The sequence below is a fragment of the Paracoccus sp. P2 genome (genome assembly GCF_046335115.1).
Taxonomy (GTDB): domain Bacteria; phylum Pseudomonadota; class Alphaproteobacteria; order Rhodobacterales; family Rhodobacteraceae; genus Paracoccus; species Paracoccus pantotrophus.
This window is the reverse complement of record NZ_JBGOSN010000013.1, coordinates 1-16,007: the sequence shown is the minus strand read 5'-3', so window position 1 is coordinate 16,007 and position 16,007 is coordinate 1. Positions and strand designations below refer to the sequence as shown.

15 protein-coding genes and 4 pseudogenes are annotated in these 16,007 nt (G+C 62.6%); 7 read left to right on the top strand and 12 right to left on the bottom strand.

Annotated elements, in window-relative coordinates; translation table 11 throughout:
* Positions 1–11 precede the first annotated feature (11 nt).
* Entirely contained in the window at positions 12–746 is a 735-nt protein-coding gene (gene cobA, locus ACDP63_RS10280; protein WP_028709759.1) for a uroporphyrinogen-III C-methyltransferase, read from the bottom strand.
* Positions 747–848: 102 nt separating this feature from the next.
* Here cobA and ACDP63_RS10275 point away from each other — a divergent pair, with 102 nt between their 5' ends.
* From ACDP63_RS10275 to plsY, 3 genes are read left to right on the top strand one after another with little or no spacing between them, the layout of a single operon-like run.
* On the top strand, positions 849–1,808 hold the full coding sequence (locus ACDP63_RS10275; RefSeq protein ID WP_024843958.1) for an aspartate carbamoyltransferase catalytic subunit: 960 nt from the start codon (positions 849–851) through the stop codon (positions 1,806–1,808).
* Complete coding sequence (gene pyrC, locus ACDP63_RS10270; RefSeq protein WP_024843957.1) at positions 1,805–3,076, top strand: dihydroorotase; 1,272 nt, start codon at positions 1,805–1,807, stop codon at positions 3,074–3,076. The genes ACDP63_RS10275 and pyrC overlap by 4 nt, the downstream gene beginning before the upstream one ends.
* Entirely contained in the window at positions 3,073–3,657 is a 585-nt protein-coding gene (gene plsY / locus ACDP63_RS10265) for a glycerol-3-phosphate 1-O-acyltransferase PlsY (RefSeq protein WP_024843956.1), read from the top strand. Before pyrC ends, plsY begins: the two co-directional genes overlap by 4 nt.
* Before the next feature lie 575 nt (positions 3,658–4,232).
* Here the strand turns inward: plsY and ACDP63_RS10260 are convergent.
* Together ACDP63_RS10260 and ACDP63_RS10255 are read right to left on the bottom strand one after the other, a co-directional pair.
* Positions 4,233–4,505 carry a hypothetical protein gene (locus ACDP63_RS10260; RefSeq protein WP_024843954.1) on the bottom strand — a complete coding sequence of 91 codons (273 nt, stop codon included), beginning with the start codon at positions 4,503–4,505 and terminating at the stop codon, positions 4,233–4,235.
* An 88-nt stretch (positions 4,506–4,593) separates the two neighbouring features.
* Positions 4,594–4,992: pseudogene (locus ACDP63_RS10255) on the bottom strand (IS3 family transposase); the annotation flags it as partial.
* Between the two features lie 356 nt (positions 4,993–5,348).
* Between ACDP63_RS10255 and ACDP63_RS10250 the strand changes: the two are divergent.
* Positions 5,349–5,753: a hypothetical protein gene (locus ACDP63_RS10250; RefSeq protein WP_051419408.1), complete on the top strand. Its 405-nt coding sequence runs from the start codon at positions 5,349–5,351 to the stop codon at positions 5,751–5,753.
* Between the two features lie 52 nt (positions 5,754–5,805).
* On the opposite strand, the pseudogene ACDP63_RS10245 reads toward ACDP63_RS10250, so the two are convergent.
* The 3 genes and pseudogenes from ACDP63_RS10245 to ACDP63_RS10235 all read right to left on the bottom strand — a co-directional run.
* Positions 5,806–5,970 (bottom strand): annotated as a pseudogene (locus tag ACDP63_RS10245) (IS256 family transposase); the annotation flags it as partial.
* Positions 5,971–6,249: 279 nt separating this feature from the next.
* Positions 6,250–8,865, bottom strand: a complete 2,616-nt coding sequence (locus ACDP63_RS10240; RefSeq protein WP_167521759.1) for a tetratricopeptide repeat protein — start codon at positions 8,863–8,865, stop codon at positions 6,250–6,252.
* A gap of 169 nt (positions 8,866–9,034) precedes the next feature.
* Positions 9,035–10,264 carry a Hint domain-containing protein gene (locus tag ACDP63_RS10235; RefSeq protein WP_024846122.1) on the bottom strand — a complete coding sequence of 410 codons (1,230 nt, stop codon included), beginning with the start codon at positions 10,262–10,264 and terminating at the stop codon, positions 9,035–9,037.
* A 273-nt stretch (positions 10,265–10,537) separates the two neighbouring features.
* Here ACDP63_RS10235 and ACDP63_RS10230 point away from each other — a divergent pair, with 273 nt between their 5' ends.
* Entirely contained in the window at positions 10,538–10,942 is a 405-nt protein-coding gene (locus ACDP63_RS10230) for a hypothetical protein (RefSeq protein ID WP_147277984.1), read from the top strand.
* 127 nt (positions 10,943–11,069) lie between these two features.
* Entirely contained in the window at positions 11,070–11,765 is a 696-nt protein-coding gene (locus ACDP63_RS10225; RefSeq protein ID WP_024846124.1) for an IS110 family transposase, read from the top strand.
* Here ACDP63_RS10225 and ACDP63_RS10220 read toward each other — a convergent pair.
* The 3 genes from ACDP63_RS10220 to ACDP63_RS10210 are packed head-to-tail and all read right to left on the bottom strand — an operon-like array spanning position 11,708 to position 13,010.
* Positions 11,708–12,235, bottom strand: a complete 528-nt coding sequence (locus tag ACDP63_RS10220; protein ID WP_407672823.1) for a transposase — start codon at positions 12,233–12,235, stop codon at positions 11,708–11,710. The two genes, ACDP63_RS10225 and ACDP63_RS10220, sit on opposite strands and share 58 nt — an antisense overlap.
* The gene (locus ACDP63_RS10215; protein ID WP_147428231.1) at positions 12,232–12,705 is read right to left on the bottom strand and encodes an IS3 family transposase; all 474 of its coding nucleotides are present in this window, start codon (positions 12,703–12,705) and stop codon (positions 12,232–12,234) included. Before ACDP63_RS10215 ends, ACDP63_RS10220 begins: the two co-directional genes overlap by 4 nt.
* A gap of 8 nt (positions 12,706–12,713) precedes the next feature.
* The gene (locus ACDP63_RS10210; protein ID WP_024846207.1) at positions 12,714–13,010 is read right to left on the bottom strand and encodes a transposase; all 297 of its coding nucleotides are present in this window, start codon (positions 13,008–13,010) and stop codon (positions 12,714–12,716) included.
* 79 nt (positions 13,011–13,089) lie between these two features.
* Between ACDP63_RS10210 and ACDP63_RS10205 the strand changes: the two genes are divergently transcribed.
* A complete protein-coding gene (locus tag ACDP63_RS10205) occupies positions 13,090–13,260 on the top strand; it encodes a hypothetical protein (RefSeq protein WP_407672824.1) in 171 nt (56 codons plus the stop codon).
* 277 nt (positions 13,261–13,537) lie between these two features.
* Here the strand turns inward: ACDP63_RS10205 and ACDP63_RS10200 are convergent, their stop codons facing one another.
* The 3 genes and pseudogenes from ACDP63_RS10200 to ACDP63_RS10190 form a co-directional block, all read right to left on the bottom strand.
* Positions 13,538–14,413 carry a 3-hydroxybutyryl-CoA dehydrogenase gene (locus tag ACDP63_RS10200; RefSeq protein WP_024846208.1) on the bottom strand — a complete coding sequence of 292 codons (876 nt, stop codon included), beginning with the start codon at positions 14,411–14,413 and terminating at the stop codon, positions 13,538–13,540.
* A gap of 203 nt (positions 14,414–14,616) precedes the next feature.
* Positions 14,617–14,982: pseudogene (locus ACDP63_RS10195) on the bottom strand (electron transfer flavoprotein subunit alpha/FixB family protein); the annotation flags it as partial.
* A 4-nt stretch (positions 14,983–14,986) separates the two neighbouring features.
* A pseudogene (locus tag ACDP63_RS10190) lies at positions 14,987–15,960 on the bottom strand (electron transfer flavoprotein subunit alpha/FixB family protein); the annotation flags it as partial.
* Between the last annotated feature and the right edge of the window lie 47 nt (positions 15,961–16,007).

Genomic DNA, 16,007 nt, shown 5'->3' with positions numbered 1-16,007 from the left:
AGCGGCCGGGTTCAGTTCCCCTCGGCCAGCGGGCCGTAGAGGATCAGCGCCGGATGCGGGCTGGGGCCTTCGCTGGCCAGCTGCCTGGCCAGGGCGGCGACGGTGGTGCGGATCAGGCGCTGATGCGGATGGCCCACCGCCTCGGCCAGCAGGGCGGGGGTGTCGGGGGGCAGGCCGTTTTCGACCAGCAGCGCCGCCATGCGCGGGAAGGTGCGCTGGCCCATGAAGACCACGGTGGTGGCGCGCGGATCGGCCAGGGCGGCCCAGTTCTGGTCCTCGGGCAGGCCGCCGGTCACGTCGGCGCCGGTGACGAATTGCAGCCGGCGCGCGGTCTGGCGTCGGGTCAGCGGCAGGCCGGCGACGGCGGCCGCGGCCATGGCCGAGGGCACGCCCGGCACGATCTGGAACGGGATGCCGTGGCTGCGCAGCGCCGCCAGTTCCTCTTCCAGCCGGCCGAATATGCCCGAATCGCCGGATTTCAGCCGCACCACATGCTTGCCCGCCTGCGCATGTTCGATCAGCAGGGCGTTGACATGTTCCTGTTTGGCCGAGGGCCGGCCGGCGCGTTTGCCGACCGAAATGCGCACGGCCTGCGGGCCGGCCTGGTCCAGCACCGGGCCCGAGGCGAGGTCGTCGTAAAGCACCACATCCGCCTGGGCCAACAGCCGTGCGGCGCGCAGGGTCAGGAGTTCGGGGTCGCCCGGACCCGAGGAGACGAAACTGACAAGGCCGATCTGTTCACGCATGATTCCGCGATGCGGCAAAATCCGCGCCAAGGCAAGGGGCTGCTTGCCGCCCGCCCCGCCATTTGCCATAGAAGGCGCGACCGCGACCTTGGGGATCAAGCCATGTTCCGTGCCCGCCATCTTCTGGGGATCGAGCCGCTCGCCCCCCCCGAAATCACCACGCTTCTCGATCTGGCCGAGACCTATGTTGATCTGAACCGCCGCACGGTGAAGCATTCCGATGCCTTGGCGGGGATGACGCAGATCAACATGTTCTTCGAGGCCTCGACCCGCACGCAGTCGAGCTTTGAGCTGGCCGGCAAGCGGCTGGGCGCCGATGTGATGAACATGGCGATGCAGACCAGTTCGGTGAAGAAGGGCGAGACGCTGATCGACACCGCGCTGACGTTGAACGCCATGCATCCCGACCTGCTGGTGGTGCGCCATCCGCAGTCGGGCGCCGTGGATCTCTTGGCGCAGAAGGTGAATTGCGCGGTGTTGAACGCGGGCGACGGCCGGCACGAGCATCCGACCCAGGCGCTTCTGGACGCCTTGACCATCCGCCGCGCCAAGGGGCGGCTGCACCGGCTGACCGTGGCGATCTGCGGCGATATCGCCCATAGCCGGGTGGCGCGCTCGAACCTGATCCTGCTGGGCAAGATGGAGAACCGGCTGCGCCTGGTCGGCCCGGCGACGCTGATGCCCTCGGGCGCCCGCGACTGGGGCTGCGAGGTCTACGAGGACATGCGCGAGGGGCTGAAGGGCGCCGATGTGGTGATGATGCTGCGCCTGCAGAAGGAACGCATGGACGGCGGCTTCATCCCGTCCGAGCGGGAATATTACCACCGCTGGGGGCTGGACGCCGAGAAGCTGGCGCTGGCGGCGCCCGATGCCATCGTCATGCATCCGGGGCCGATGAATCGCGGGGTCGAGATCGACGGCACCATCGCCGACGACATCAACCGTTCGGTGATCCAGGACCAGGTGGAAATGGGGGTCGCGGTGCGCATGGCGGCGATGGACCTTCTGGCGCGCAACCTGCGCGCCGAGCGCGGCGCCAAGGCGGCGGAGATGATGGCATGATCCTGCACTTCCACAATGCCCGGCTGGTCGACCCCGAGGCGCAATCGGTCGAGGAAGGCTCGCTGACCGTCCGCGACGGCCGGATCGAAGCCATGGGTGCCGACGCCCCGCAAGGCGCCGAGCTGATCGACTGCGGCGGCAAATGCCTCGCGCCCGGGCTGATCGACTGGGGCGTCAAGATCGGCGAGCCGGGCGAGCGGCACAAGGAAAGCTTCCGCAGCGCCGGGCTGGCGGCGGCGGCGGGGGGCGTGACCACGGTGATTGCGCGGCCCGACACGATGCCGCCGATCGATGCGCCGGAATCGCTGGAATTCGCCACCCGCCGGGCGGCCGACGCGCCGGTGAACATCCGCCACATGGCGGCGCTGACCCGCGCCCGCGAAGGGCGCGAGATGGTCGAGATGGGCTTTCTGCAGGATGCCGGCGCCGTGGCCTTCACCGACGGGGTGCGGGTGGTTTCGGACACCCGGCTCCTGTCGCGCTGCATGACCTATGCCCGCGGCCTGGGCGCGCTGATCGTCGGCCATCCGCAGGAGCCGGGCCTGTCCAGGGGTGCCGCGGCGACCGGCGGCAAGTTCGCCTCGCTCTACGGCCTGCCCGCGGTCTCGCCCATGGCCGAGGTGATGGGGCTCGACCGCGACCTGGCGCTGGTGGCGATGACCGGCGCCCGCTACCATGCCGACCAGATCACCGTCGCGGCCAGCCTGCCGGCCTTGAAGCGGGCGCGCGATGCCGGGCTGGACGTGAGTGCCGGTATCTCGATCCACCACCTGACGCTCAACGAATATGACGTGGGCGGCTATCGCACCTTCTTCCGCTTCACCCCGCCGCTCCGCTCCGAGGAGGACCGGCTGGCCATGGTCGAGGCGGTGGCCGAGGGGCTGATCGACGTGATCGCCAGCTTCCACACCCCGCAGGACGAGGAAAGCAAGCGCCTGCCCTTTGCCGAGGCGGCGCCGGGCGCGGTGGGGCTGCAGACCCTGCTGCCGGCGGCGATGCGGCTTTACCACCAGGGCGGGCTGAGCCTGCCGCAGCTGTGGCGGGCGATGTCGCTCAATCCGGCGCGGCGGCTGGGTCTGCCGGGCGGGCGGCTTGCGGCGGGGGCGCCGGCCGACCTGCTGCTGTTCGACCCGGACGCGCCCTTCGTGCTGGACCGCTTCACCCTGCTGTCGAAGTCGAAGAACACTCCCTTCGACGGCGCGCGGATGGAGGGCCGGGTGCTGGGCACTTGGGTCGCCGGCCGCCGCGTCTTCGGAGCGGACGCATGAGCCTGATCCTCTGGGCCGTCATCGGCTATCTTCTGGGCTCGATCCCCTTCGGCATCGTCATCACCCGGGCGCTGGGGCTGGGCGACCTGCGCCGGATCGGCTCGGGCAATATCGGCGCGACCAATGTGCTGCGCACCGGCAACAAGCCAGCGGCGCTGGCCACGCTGCTTCTGGACAGCGGCAAGGGCGCCATCGCCGTGCTGCTGGCGCGCTGGCTCGCCGGTCCCGATGCTGCGCTGGTCGCGGGGGCGGCGGCCTTCCTGGGCCACCTGTTCCCGGTCTGGCTGGGCTTTCGCGGCGGCAAGGGTGTCGCCACCTTCCTCGGCACGCTGCTGGCGCTGGACTGGCGGCTGGGCCTCAGCGCCTGCGGGATCTGGCTGCTGACGGCGGCGGTGGGCCGGATCTCCTCGCTCTCGGCGCTGGTGGCGGCGGCGCTGACGCCTTTTCTCGCCCTCTGGCTTGACGGCCCGAGCATGGCGGCGGTAGCGGCGTTCATGGCGGTGCTGATCTTCATCCGCCACCACGCCAATATAGCGCGCATCCTTTCCGGGACCGAGCCCCGGATCGGCAGCAAGCCGTGAATTTCTTCCATGTGCAAATAGCCCCGAGGGAATGTTTGGCCGGCCCCGTTGTCATGTGTCAAAGCCTCTGATCTGCGGTGTCAAAAGGTTTGAGCCTGCTTTTCGGGGGATCAGAGGGGGGGCAACCGCTCTTGGACGATCTCGACCACGTTTCCTCGACCCTCATCGGAAAGGCCGATGTGCGTCCAGGCCGGGAGATCGCCGCAAAGCTTCGGCCGTTCGGACCTCTTGGCGGTGAACTGCGTGACGGCTGACCGGATTGCGGCCGAGCCCGATAATAACCGATCCATCATCATCATCGGACATGTGGATCGTCCGGTTCATGTTGCCACCCTGCCATAACGGGGGTGGCCCCGTGTTTCTGCTTCGGCTTCCTGTAGCGTGCCGGGGTGACAGGAGCGCGTGGTGCAAACGGGCCTTCCGACGTCATGCCTGCCTGAAAGTGATCCTGCGTCGAGTGCAGCAGGGTCTTGCCGATTTCACCCATGGCCGGCGCTGCATCAACGAGGGGCATTTCAAGCATTCTGAAGGCGCGGGGCGATCTGGGAATCGTTGAATTCGACTTCAATCATGATTCACGGCCTCTTTTTTGGCGCGGCGTTCCGGGTCGACCCGCAGCCTTGCGGGGTTCTCGGCCTTGCACGCAAAGAGGCGCGCACGAACCCGTCATCGGCCTGCGCCTTCGCGTTCCGCTCGGTCAGGGCTGCCTGCAGGGCCTCGGCCGGCACGAAGCGGGCCGGGTCGGGCCCGCCTTCCGCATAGTGCGCGTTCCGGTTGCGCTGCGCGAGGTCGCGCGCGATGCTGTCCAGTTCGGCCAGTTGCGCGACCGCGCCTGCCGCGCACGTCATGCGCCTTGAGGCTGTTCCCCTGCCGTTGGCCGATCCATTCCCGCAGTGTCGGGAACATGCCGAGCCGACCTGAACAGCCCCGAGTTTCTCAGACGCCGTCACGTTTCATCATCTGCCGCCGTTCGAACTGGGCGGGCGACAGCATCCCGTTCCGCGCATGCTTGCGCTTCGGGTTGTAGGACATCTCGATGTAATCGAACACGTCCGGCCTGGCTTCTTCGCGGGTCCGGTAGGTCTTGCGCCTGATCCGTTCCCGTTTGAGCAGGTTGAAGAAGCTCTCGGCAACGGCGTTGTCGTGACAGTTGCCACGGCGGCTCATCGAATGCTCCAGGTTGTGGGCACGCAGGAACGCAGCCCAATCCATGCTGGTGAACTGGCTTCCTTGGTCCGAGTGGATCAGCACCTTGTTCTTGGGCTTGCGCCGCCAGACGGCCATGAGCAGGGCCTACAGGACGACATCTGTCGTCTGCCTGATTTGCATCGACCAGCGTAAGCGCGGCGGCAATCGCGTCGTGCCATTTCTGGCCTGATGCCTGCATTATGCGCGCATGGTCGCAGCGGAGATGCTGGATTTGAAGAGAGACGGCAAAATGGGCGTCCATTTGGACGGCTCGACAGGCGTTGAAACTTTCGGCTTGAGGTGATCGAGGGCCCGAGCGGTGGGCGGCTGGTCCACTCGGAGGGGGTGCCGTGTCCGCTGGCGGCAGGATAGTCGAAAAGCGAGCGGAACCCCCTTTTTTACTGCGGGAAAGGCGCGTTCCGTGCTTCACTTCCTGTCATGGATGCCGCGGATCTTGCACATGAAAATGCCTGCTGAAAGCCCGCCTCGCCGAGGTCGAGGCGATGCTGGCAGCAACGCAAGAGGCCAATCGGCGGCTGCAGGATATCCTGCGCGCGGCGCGGCGCAAAAAGTTTGGCCCCCGCTCCGGAAAATTGTCGCCCGAGCAGTTCAACCTTCCTCTGGAAGATGCCGAATTTGTGCAAGGTGTGCTCGAGGAGGCCCAGGAAAAGGCCGAAGCGGCGATGCAAAGGGCACGTGGTGAGGAGCCGCGCAGGCCCAAGCGTAACCGTGGGCATCTGCCCCGGGTCGAGCGCGTCATCGAGCCTGCCGGCACGCTTTGCCCCTGTGGTTCCGGCGAGATGACGAAGATCGGCGCGGATGTGTCGGAGTGGCTGGATAATAATGCCGGCACAGTTCCGGTTGCTGGTCACGCGGCGCCCCAAATATGCCTGCCGCTGGTGCGATAGTGTCCCACGGGATGGTGTAAGAGCGCCGACCCTCGGAAAGGTCAGGGGCTGATCAGGATGCCACGGCTGGCAGCCTGATGTTGGGATTGTCGGTGACGCGGGCGAGCGTTTCAAGGCTCATGTAGCGCCGCGCAACCGCCCACTCGTCGTTGGTCTCGAGCATCAGCGCACCGACCAGCCGGACAATAGCGTCGTCGTTGGGGAGTGAGGGCATGACTGCCACCGGTCCGAAGGAATGCCCGCACGCCTGGGAGACCGGCTCGCAGGCCAAGACCGGCGCCGGCAGATGGATCGCCTTCTGCAACCACCAGAGCGGCCTCGCGCCGCCCATGGCGGACAGCCGCCCACCGCGGTCTGCGTCAACAGCAGAGCGAAACCGACCGGCAGAGCCAGAGAGCGGCTTAAATCACCCCAGAGCCCGTCCAATGATCGCGAAGTGGCTCGGAAAATCCCATTCGTAATCGCGTCCGACCAGCGAGTAATAGGCCTGATAACGCTACCTTCCAACCAGTTCCATAAACACCGGAAAATTCCGACGGGCTCCGCCACTATTCCAGTAGCTCTTTGATCTCTTGTAAGGCAGAGGAGTATGAAATTGAACGAATGTGCCAAGCTTCCAGCGAGGCTCAACGACAAGGTTCAAGTTCGTTCCGGGGCGTCGGCGGCGTATATGCTGGGCCACGGCCCGCGTCAGAAGCCCTGGTCCGGTTTTTGACCATGTGCTATCATTATGGCGCTCTTCCAGGGATTTTTTTGCTGCAACTGCTGCCCAAACAATGGCGGGGTGCCCTGGCGGTGCCGCAATGACGTTATTCCCCATGACGCCGCCGGGCTCCTGATACACCACAAGGTTTGACCCCAAGCGAGTCAGCGGATATGGATCTCCCACGAGCCAGTCGTCGCAATCTGCATAAATTCCACCTTGGATCATGAGGTAGCAAAGGCGAAAATAGTCACTTTCCTCCGCGGGTGATGCGGCGTTTCTCAATGCATCGGCCCAGTCTTTCCCCAAATGCCGTGTCAGGAACTTCAAGGCGGCCTTCTGGTCGAACAATTGATAATGTTGACAAAAGGCTTTCTGCCAAGTTTGCATGATCTCCCGCAGATATGCCGGTGGGGTGCCCTTGTTCCAATATTGCATGACGCCCTCATGCCGCACCGATCCGCTATCGGCAGGGATCACCCTTGAGCTTGTCGAAGACAACCACCTTTCGATGGTCAGTATCGCGGGGGGCGTGGTTAATGAAACATTCTTTTCGTGCTTTCTCGAAAGCAGGCAATCTGCTGCAACCAGGCCGGCCAAAGTTGAAAAGAAATGCGGGTTGCTGTTTGCGCTTTGCCCCGACTGGTTATCCTTCACCAGATCGACTGCTGCGTCCAGGCGTCCAAGACGGATCAGCGATCGCAGTCGCATCTCGAAGTGGCTTTTCAATTTTCCCGACTCTTGAAGGGTTTCCAGCAGCTCCATGGTTCGAGCAGGACAACCCATCTCATACCAACATACGGCCATGGCTATGGTCCACGCCCGACTTCTGGAAAAAGAAGGTTGGTCGACTTTCTCCAACTCCCTTCTGGCAATATCCATCTGGCCGCTCTTGGTGAGAGACACGATATGCTCCCGGAACAAGGTCAAATCCGATGGATGCTTTCGACGGGCCATCCCAAGGTAACGTGCCGCAACATGCAATCTTCCCGACTGCTGCAAAAGTCGCGAAATGCTCAACACCTCCGCTACGGATCTATCATGCGGATCTCTAGGCCGGCCATGCAGAGCGTCCTTTGCCTTTCCGGTCATTCCTCCCATTTCCATGTCGAACAGAGGGCGCTCTGAATCGCCAAGCAAGCCGGAGAGGCGTTGAACAAGGCGTTCCGCCTCACGAATACCGCCTTTCGTTACCGATTTTATTATATGAACAAGATTGAAAGCTCGCAAATCATTCCGTGAAAGAATGCCTTCGATCGCGCCGCGATAAAGATATCCCAATCCCAGGGTTTCTGCCTTTTCATATGCGTTCCATAACAGCATGACCGGCAGTGCCCTAGCGCACCGCTCTGAGGCAGATGAAAATTCCTTCAGCAGGTATTCAGCGATTTTGTCCGGCATTTCCTTTATTGGGCCGAGAGCCGCCTCGGTGATGTTTCCCGCCTGATCTGGGAGGGAATTTCGGATGCGCGATGCGAGATCCTCAGCCACCAACATCAGTTCGTCTTCTCGGCCATCCTGTATGAGATTTCTAACCTTTCCAAGCAATGCCCATTTGTGGTCAGGTTGCTTGGCAAGGATCGCATCCAGATGCTTCTGGCTGGCCTGGAAATCCCCTGTCTCTCTTAAGGCAACAGAAATTTCGTGGTGCAGAGGGATCATGTCCGGATAACGCGATACAAGGGGGGTCAAAAACTCAAGCGCCTCGCCCGCGTCTCTCAACTGGCGCAGCAAGGCGCCCTTGCGCACCAGAAGATTGGCGTTTTCCGGTAGGATATTCAAAGCATTGTCGATGGCCTCGATTGCTTCTACCTGTCGACCCACTTGCATGAGGGTTTTGGCCCTTCCGAGCAGGGCCCATTTGTGCTGAGGTTGCCTGGCCAGGATCGCGTCAATATGCTCCAAGCTGGCCTGCAGATTTCCTGTCTCTTGGAAAGCAACAGAAACTTCGCGACGGAGAGAAATATTGTCTGGAAAATGGGACAGAAGGGGAAGCAAGAAATCAAGCGCTTCTCTGGCGCCCCTAAACTGGCGCAGCATTGCACCTTTACGCACCAAGAGGTCGATGTTCTCGGGCAGGATATTCAAGGCGTTGTCGATGGCCGCGAACGCTTCCACCTGTCGACCCGCTTGCATGAGGGTTTTGACCCTTCCGAGCAAAGCCCATTTGTGGCGAGGCTGCTTGACCAGAATCGCATCAAGATGCTCAAGGCTGGCCTGGAGATTGCCTGCCTCCCGAGAGGCAATGGAAAGCTCGTAGCGCAGAGGTATCTGGTCTGGATGACGTGGTAGTAAGGGGATTAGTACCTTGAGTGATTCTTCTGGTCCTTTCTGCTGCCGCAGCAAGGCAGCTTTTTCTACATATGAACTAACCTCACGAGGTTTTATTCGAGTTTCGTTCTCGATCAAATCCAGGTCATTAAGCATTATTCTAATACACTTTTGGGATAGGCTCGGGCGCTATGATTTTTATTGCTTATGATGCTTCTGGTAAAAATGCCCGGCCTTGTGCCGTGCCTGCAACGATTATCCGTGCCGACATAGCCAAAGTCCGGGCATGGGAGTTTGGGACTGATCGTCAGGCGGCTTTCAGTTTCGCCATCAAGACGTCGAATTCCCGGTCCACCTGATCAGAGAACGAGCCGGCGCCGAGACGTTCGCAAAGATATGCGGGCAACTGCCGGCGCGCGGAAATGCGAATGCGCTTCATCTCCGGGATGATCCGCTCTGCGCCATAGAGGGCCAGATACTCGTCATGGTTGTCGAACGACTTTCGGCCGATGTAGTCGACAAACGTTTCGGTCGGCGCACCATTCGCCAAGATCTCGTCGTGGTTCTCAGTCTCGATATGATAATAGGTGAACTCGCTGGGCATCGCAGTACTGTCGACGAAGCAGATCGAACTACCATTAACCAGCGCGCCCGCATTGATCACCATATCGTCGATAATCATGCCATGGTCGGCAGTGACATACAGATCGCTATGCGGAAGCCCGTCACCTAGCGATCCGGCTTTGATGCAAACCGGAAGATGGCGGCTGTCAAGCCGGTTATTGCGAACGGTCCTGCGGCCCACCCATTTTATGGTGATCGCCTTTCCTGTATGGGCCAGGATTTCATCGCCGGCAACCAGGGTTTCCACCGGCTTTTCGCCATCCGGAGTCGCGATCAGGGTTCCATGAAGGAAGCAAGGCAGTACTTCTTCATCAGTCAGGTCCATGGTTCCAGTTTCGTCGACCTCCACGGTAATCGCGGCCGTATCCAGGGCGTCTTGGACAGCATCACCGGCCCCGCGGATAAGTGCTGCAGCGGTGCCGCCGACCAAGGGAACGTCCTCCACAGCACTGGCCAGGTTTTCCAATGCTTCGCTCACGTCCGCGCCGACCGCCGTATATTCGTTTCCGGCCAGCGTGATGGTCAGCTCGACGCCCAGATGGCTGGGATCCAGCCCGTCTTCACTGATGACATAGAAATTTCCACTCTCGTCCTGGAAGAGTTCGCCCTCGAGAGGGTTCAATGTGGCGCCGAGACTGAACAGCGCGCCCAGCCCGACCTCCACCGAAGCAGTGGAAACCGTGATATCCCCGACATATGTCCCTGAAATGAGGGTATTTTCGTCGGAGTCGACAAGCGACAGCTCGTCCCCGTTCGAAAGCGTTGTGCCCGTGGGCGATTCGACATCATAGAGGGAAAATTCATTATCAGGCTGATTGGTGATATTAAGAAGGTTCAGGTCATTGGTGTCAATGATGATAGTATCGCCTTCAATCTGGATCAGACCTTCCGGAAGCTCTGTGAAATAGGGCATGTAATTCCTCACTAAGCGAATGTTTATTTCATGCGGAGTTAACTTTCGTCCGCCATCGAACCGGCGCCAAAGTCACAAAACATTAATGAAAAATACCATAACCAGCCCACGCCATCACGATTCGATAACGGGCAATTTATTTGCAGCATGATACTGGATAGAAATCAAGGGTTTTCTAGATGGGTCATGTCTTTTTCGACCCGCCGCACTGCGCGATCTGGCAGAAGCCTGGCCGGCCACTAGAATAGTCGGCCCTCGGTCCGGCCTTGATGCATGATTCATCCTGCGGATGGCGGCGGGCGGGACATGACCGGCGGGGCGGACAAGACGCGCGGGGCGTTGTTCAGCTGTTTCGACCTCGAGGCGCGTATCCCTGCGCGGCAGCCACTTTGCAAGATCCGGTGGGTGATGAGCAAGGCCCAGGCCGGCCTGGACGCCGAGTGCGAGGCGCTCTACATCAAGTTCGGACACCCTTCGATCACGCCGGAGTGGCCGATTCGGGTCTACCTGATCCAGATACGGTTCTTGGTTTGCTCTGAGCGTCAGTTGTGGAGCAGATGCAGCATGACCTGCCGTACCGGCTGGTCGTGGATCCTGGGACCGAAGACCCAGCGTGGATTCCGACCGGCTTCTGACGACTGGCAGTCAGGGAGGGTTATTGTGGCGATCCTGGCGTAGCCGCAGCGGTCGCGACACCTATGGGTCGAACCTCGTGCTTTCGTAACCGATGGGGTGGACGCCCCCCCGACGGCATCGATGTGCCAAGGTAGCGGGTGTTGAAACACCGCTATAGAGGAGAGCGTCCATGGGAGAGGTTAGCATCATCGGGCTGGATTTGGCCAAGAACGTGTTCCAGCTGCACGGCGCGGGGGCCGATGGGTCTGTCATTTTCCGGCGTAAACTTTCGCGTGTGCAGCTTTTGCGTTTCCTGGCGGAGCAGCCGCGCTGCATAGTGGCGATGGAGGCCTGTGCGTCGGCGCATCGCTGGGGCCGAAAGGTCGGTGAGTTGGGCCACGCGGTCAGACTGATTGCGCCGGCCTATGTGAAGCCGTTCGTAAAGCGGCAGAAGAACGACGCTGCCGATGCCGAGGCCATCGCGGAGGCGGCATCGCGCCCGACCATGCGGTTCGTGGAGGTGAAGCGCGTGACGAAGCAAGTTGCGGGCCTGACGTTCAAGACGCGCGATCTGCTCGTGCGGCAGCGAACGCAGGCGATCTCGGTGCTGCGGGGTCATCTGGCGGAATACGGCCTGATTGCCCCGCAGGGACCGGCGCATTTGGCACGCCTGAAGCATGCGCTCGAGCAGTCTGGTTCCGAACTGCCCGAAGCTGTCCTTGCCAATCTGTCAAAATACCACGTTGCGGACCGCCAAAGCCGCCATTCGGACGCGACTGCTTATTTCGGTGGAATAATTGACAAGTGTAAGCGGCACCGCACCTGCTTTCAGCTTGACGGCTTGAAGTTCCAGGGCAGCAGATCGTCGATCCTCGCTTGCGGGTGACTGGCGGCCACGGCTTCCAAGGTTGTCTTGAGGTAGGCGAAGGGCTCGACGCCGTTGACCTTAGCGGTAGCGATTAGGGATGCGATGCGAGCCCATGATCGACCGCCCTCGTCATGGCCGGCGAAGAGTGCGTTCTTGCGGGTCAGGGCGATCGGGCGGATCAGGTTCTCGATGCTGTTGGAGTCGATCTCGACCCGGCCATCGCGCAGGAAGGTCTGCAGCCCGTCCCAGTGACGATGGATATAGGCCAGTTTCTCCCCGAGGCGGGACTTTATCGATATGCGCCGGCACTGCAGCTGCAGCCAGTCGCCAAAGGCGGCGACCAGCGGCGCACTGTGCGCCTGGCGAGCCGACAGTCGTTGGCCGTGGCCCATGCTACGGGTCTCAGCCTCGATCCGGTAAAGCTCGGCGATCCGGCGCAGGCCCTCGGCCGCGATCTCGGAGCCGTCGCGCTCGAAGATCTCCTTCAACTTGCGCCTTGCATGTTCGAGATGCGCCAGGCCAGAACCTTGCGGGTGAACCAGTCCATGATGGCCACCAGATACAGGAAGCCGCGCCGCATCGGCAGGTAGGTGATATCGGCGCACCAGACCTGGCCGGGACGATCCACCCGCAGCCCGCCCAGCAGATAGGGCCAGGTCTTGCGACCCTTCCTCGGCTTGCTGGTGTTGGGCTTCTGGTAGATCGGCATCAGGCGCATGAGCCGCATCAGCCGCCGGATGCGCTTCTGGTTCACGCCATGGCCTTCATTCTGCAGATGCCAGGTCATCTGCCGGACGCCGTAGAAGGGCGTATCGAGGAACTGCTGGTCGATCAGCCGCATCAGCCCGAGGTTCCGCTCCGTCTCTCCGGCCGGTTCATGATAGAACGACGAGCGCGAGATCGACAGCAGGCGGCACTGCGCCACGATCGACAGCGCGGGATGGTCCCGCTCAATCATCCCACGCCTCACTTGCCGGTCCACGGCTTGAGCTTTCGTGACAAAAAATCGTTGGCGACGGCCAGCTCCCCGATCTTGGCGTGCAGCGACCGGACCGTCTCCTCATCCACTTCCGCAACGGGCTTTCTGCCGCCGCGCTCGAAGATATCCGCAGCCCCGTCGAGCAGCGCCTTCTTCCACTGGTGGATCATCGTCGGATGCACGCCGTATTCGGCGGCCAGCTCAGACACAGTGCGCTCGCCCTTCACGGCCTCAAGCGCCACGCGCGCCTTGAAGCCCGCGTCATGGTTCCTGCGCTTCCGCATTCCTAATCTCCTTGTCCGTGGAGACCAGCAAACGTCAGATCGTAGCTTCCGTCACTGTCCGATTTCAGGGGAGTAGCTCATGATCCGGAAATCCATCAAGACACGCGGCTCGTTTCCGACGGATGAGGCTGCGGCCAAGCTGATCCATCTCGCGATCCGCAATTTCGAGAAAGATGGCCGCAACGTTCGGGAATGGTTTGCGGCCCGCAATCAGTTCGCCAAAATGTGCAACGGGCGCTTCGCCGCCTGAGTGTCTGAAACCCCATGGAACGGGACAGATACACAGAGTTCAGGACACTCCCGACCCCATTGCAATGATCCGTAGCGCCGCAACCTTTGATTTTTATTGACCGTATTGTTCCGGTTTCCCCGCGCAACCCCTCTCATTGTGCCAAAAGCATCAAGGCTTCTGGCGCTCTCCATTGTAATGTATTGAGTCCACGTAGAAAAATAGCCACGCGGTCCCAAATCCTTTGTCCCCCATCATGCGTCCAGGGGGCGGTCAAACATGGAGGCAGAGCCCTCTTCTACCGCGTCGGTACCGGCTCCTCGCCGGAATAGTCGTAGAAGCCGCGCCCGGTCTTGCGGCCCAGCCAGCCCGCCTCGACATATTTCACCAAGAGCGGGCAGGGGCGGTATTTCGTATCCGCCAGCCCCTCGTGCAGCACGTTCATGATCGCAAGGCAGGTGTCCAGGCCGATGAAATCCGCCAGTTCCAGCGGCCCCATCGGATGGTTGGCGCCCAGCTTCATCGACTGGTCGATGGACTTGACCGAGCCGACACCCTCGTAAAGCGTATAGACCGCTTCGTTGATCATCGGCATCAGGATGCGGTTGACGATGAAGGCCGGGAAATCCTCGGCGCTGGCCGAGGTCTTGCCGATCTTCTCGACCACCTCGACCAGGGCCTTGTAGGTCTCCTCGTTGGTGGCGATGCCGCGGATCAACTCGACCAGCTGCATGACCGGAACCGGGTTCATGAAATGGAAGCCCATGAAGCGCTCGGGACGGTCGGTGCGGCTGGCCAGCCGGGTAATCGAGATCGACGAGGTGTTCGAGGTCAGGATGGTCTCGGGCTTCAGATGCGGCAGGAGATCCTCGAAGATTGCCTGCTTGACGGTTTCGCGCTCGGTCGCGGCCTCGATGATCAGGTCGGTCCTGCCCAGGTCCGCCAGGGTCATCGTGGTGGCGATGCGCTTCATCGCCGCATCCTTGTCCTCGGGGGTGATCTTGCCGCGGCTGACCTGGCGGTCCAGGTTGTGGTCGATCTGCGCCAGCGCCCTGTCCAGCGCCTCGCGCGAGATGTCGGTCATCAGCACGTCATAACCCGCCAGCGCAAAGACATGCGCGATGCCGTTGCCCATCTGCCCGGCGCCGATCACGCCCACCGATTGAATCGCCATGAACCTCATCCTTTCGTCGGTCAGGCGGGACGATAGGCGCAAGCGGGCCGGACGTTCAATGCAAAAACCGCCCGGCGGCCGGCCGGGCGGTTTTCGGGATATGTTCCGGGCGGTGAGGGGCTCTGCCCCCCGCGGCCCCGTGGCCCCTCGATGGGGCCGCGGGGTCGCTCCCCCCGGGGTATTTGCGGAAACGGTGAAAACCCTCAGAGCTTGCCGGTCAGTTCCGGGACCACGGTGAACAGGTCGCCCACCAGGCCGTAATCGGCGATCTGGAAGATCGGCGCCTCCTCGTCCTTGTTGATCGCCACGATCACCTTGCTGTCCTTCATCCCCGCCAGGTGCTGGATCGCGCCCGAGATGCCCACCGCGACATAGAGCTCGGGGGCGACCACCTTGCCGGTCTGGCCGACCTGCCAGTCGTTCGGGGCATAGCCGCTGTCCACCGCCGCGCGCGAGGCGCCCACCGCGGCGCCGAGCTTGTCGGCCAGCTCTTCGATGATCGCGAAGCTCTCCTTCGAGCCGAGGCCGCGGCCGCCCGAGACCACGCGTTTCGCCGAGGTCAGCTCGGGGNATCGCCACGATCACCTTGCTGTCCTTCATCCCCGCCAGGTGCTGGATCGCGCCCGAGATGCCCACCGCGACATAGAGCTCGGGGGCGACCACCTTGCCGGTCTGCCCGACCTGCCAGTCGTTCGGGGCATAGCCCGAGTCCACCGCCGCGCGGGAGGCGCCCACCGCGGCGCCGAGCTTGTCGGCCAGCTCTTCGATGATCGCGAAGCTCTCCTTCGAGCCGAGGCCGCGTCCGCCCGAGACCACGCGCCTGGCCGAGGTCAGCTCGGGGCGGTCGCTCTCGGCCACCTCGTCGGCCACCCAGGAGGACAGGCCGGGATCGGCGGCGGCGGCGGCNCTCGACAGGCCCGGATCGGCGGCAGCGGCGGTCTCGGTGACCGGGGCGTTGCCGCCGATCCCCGCCGCGTCGAAGCTCGCCGTGCGGATGGTGAAGACCTTCTTCGCGTCCCGCGACTTCACCACCTGGATGGCGTTGCCGGCATAGATCGGCCGCTCGAAGGTCTCGGCGTCGATCACGGCCGAGACATCCGACAGCACCATCACGTCCAAGAGCGCCGCAACCCGCGGCATGACGTTCTTGGCGTCCGTGGTCGCCGGCGCGGCGATGTGGTCGTAATCGCCGGCCAGGCCCAGGATCAGCGCCGCGGTCGGCTCGGCCAGGCNAGCGCCGCAACCCGCGGCATGACGTTCTTGGCGTCCGTGGTCGCCGGCGCGGCGATGTGGTCGTAATCGCCGGCCAGGCCCAGGATCAGCGCCGCGGTCGGCTCGGCCAGGCGGTGGCCGTAAAGCGGGGCTTCCGCGACCAGCACCCTGGCGACCCCGGCGATCTTCGCGGCCTCCTCGGCGGCCGCTTTGGCCGAGGCGCCGGCGCAGAGCACCGTCACATCGCCAAGCGCCTTGACCGCCTGCACCGCCTTGGCGGTCGCATCGCGGTTCAGCACCCCGTTCGTCACTTCCCCAAGCAGCAGAACAGCCATCAGATCACCCCCGCTTCTTTCAGCTTGCCCAGCAGCTCGTCCACCGA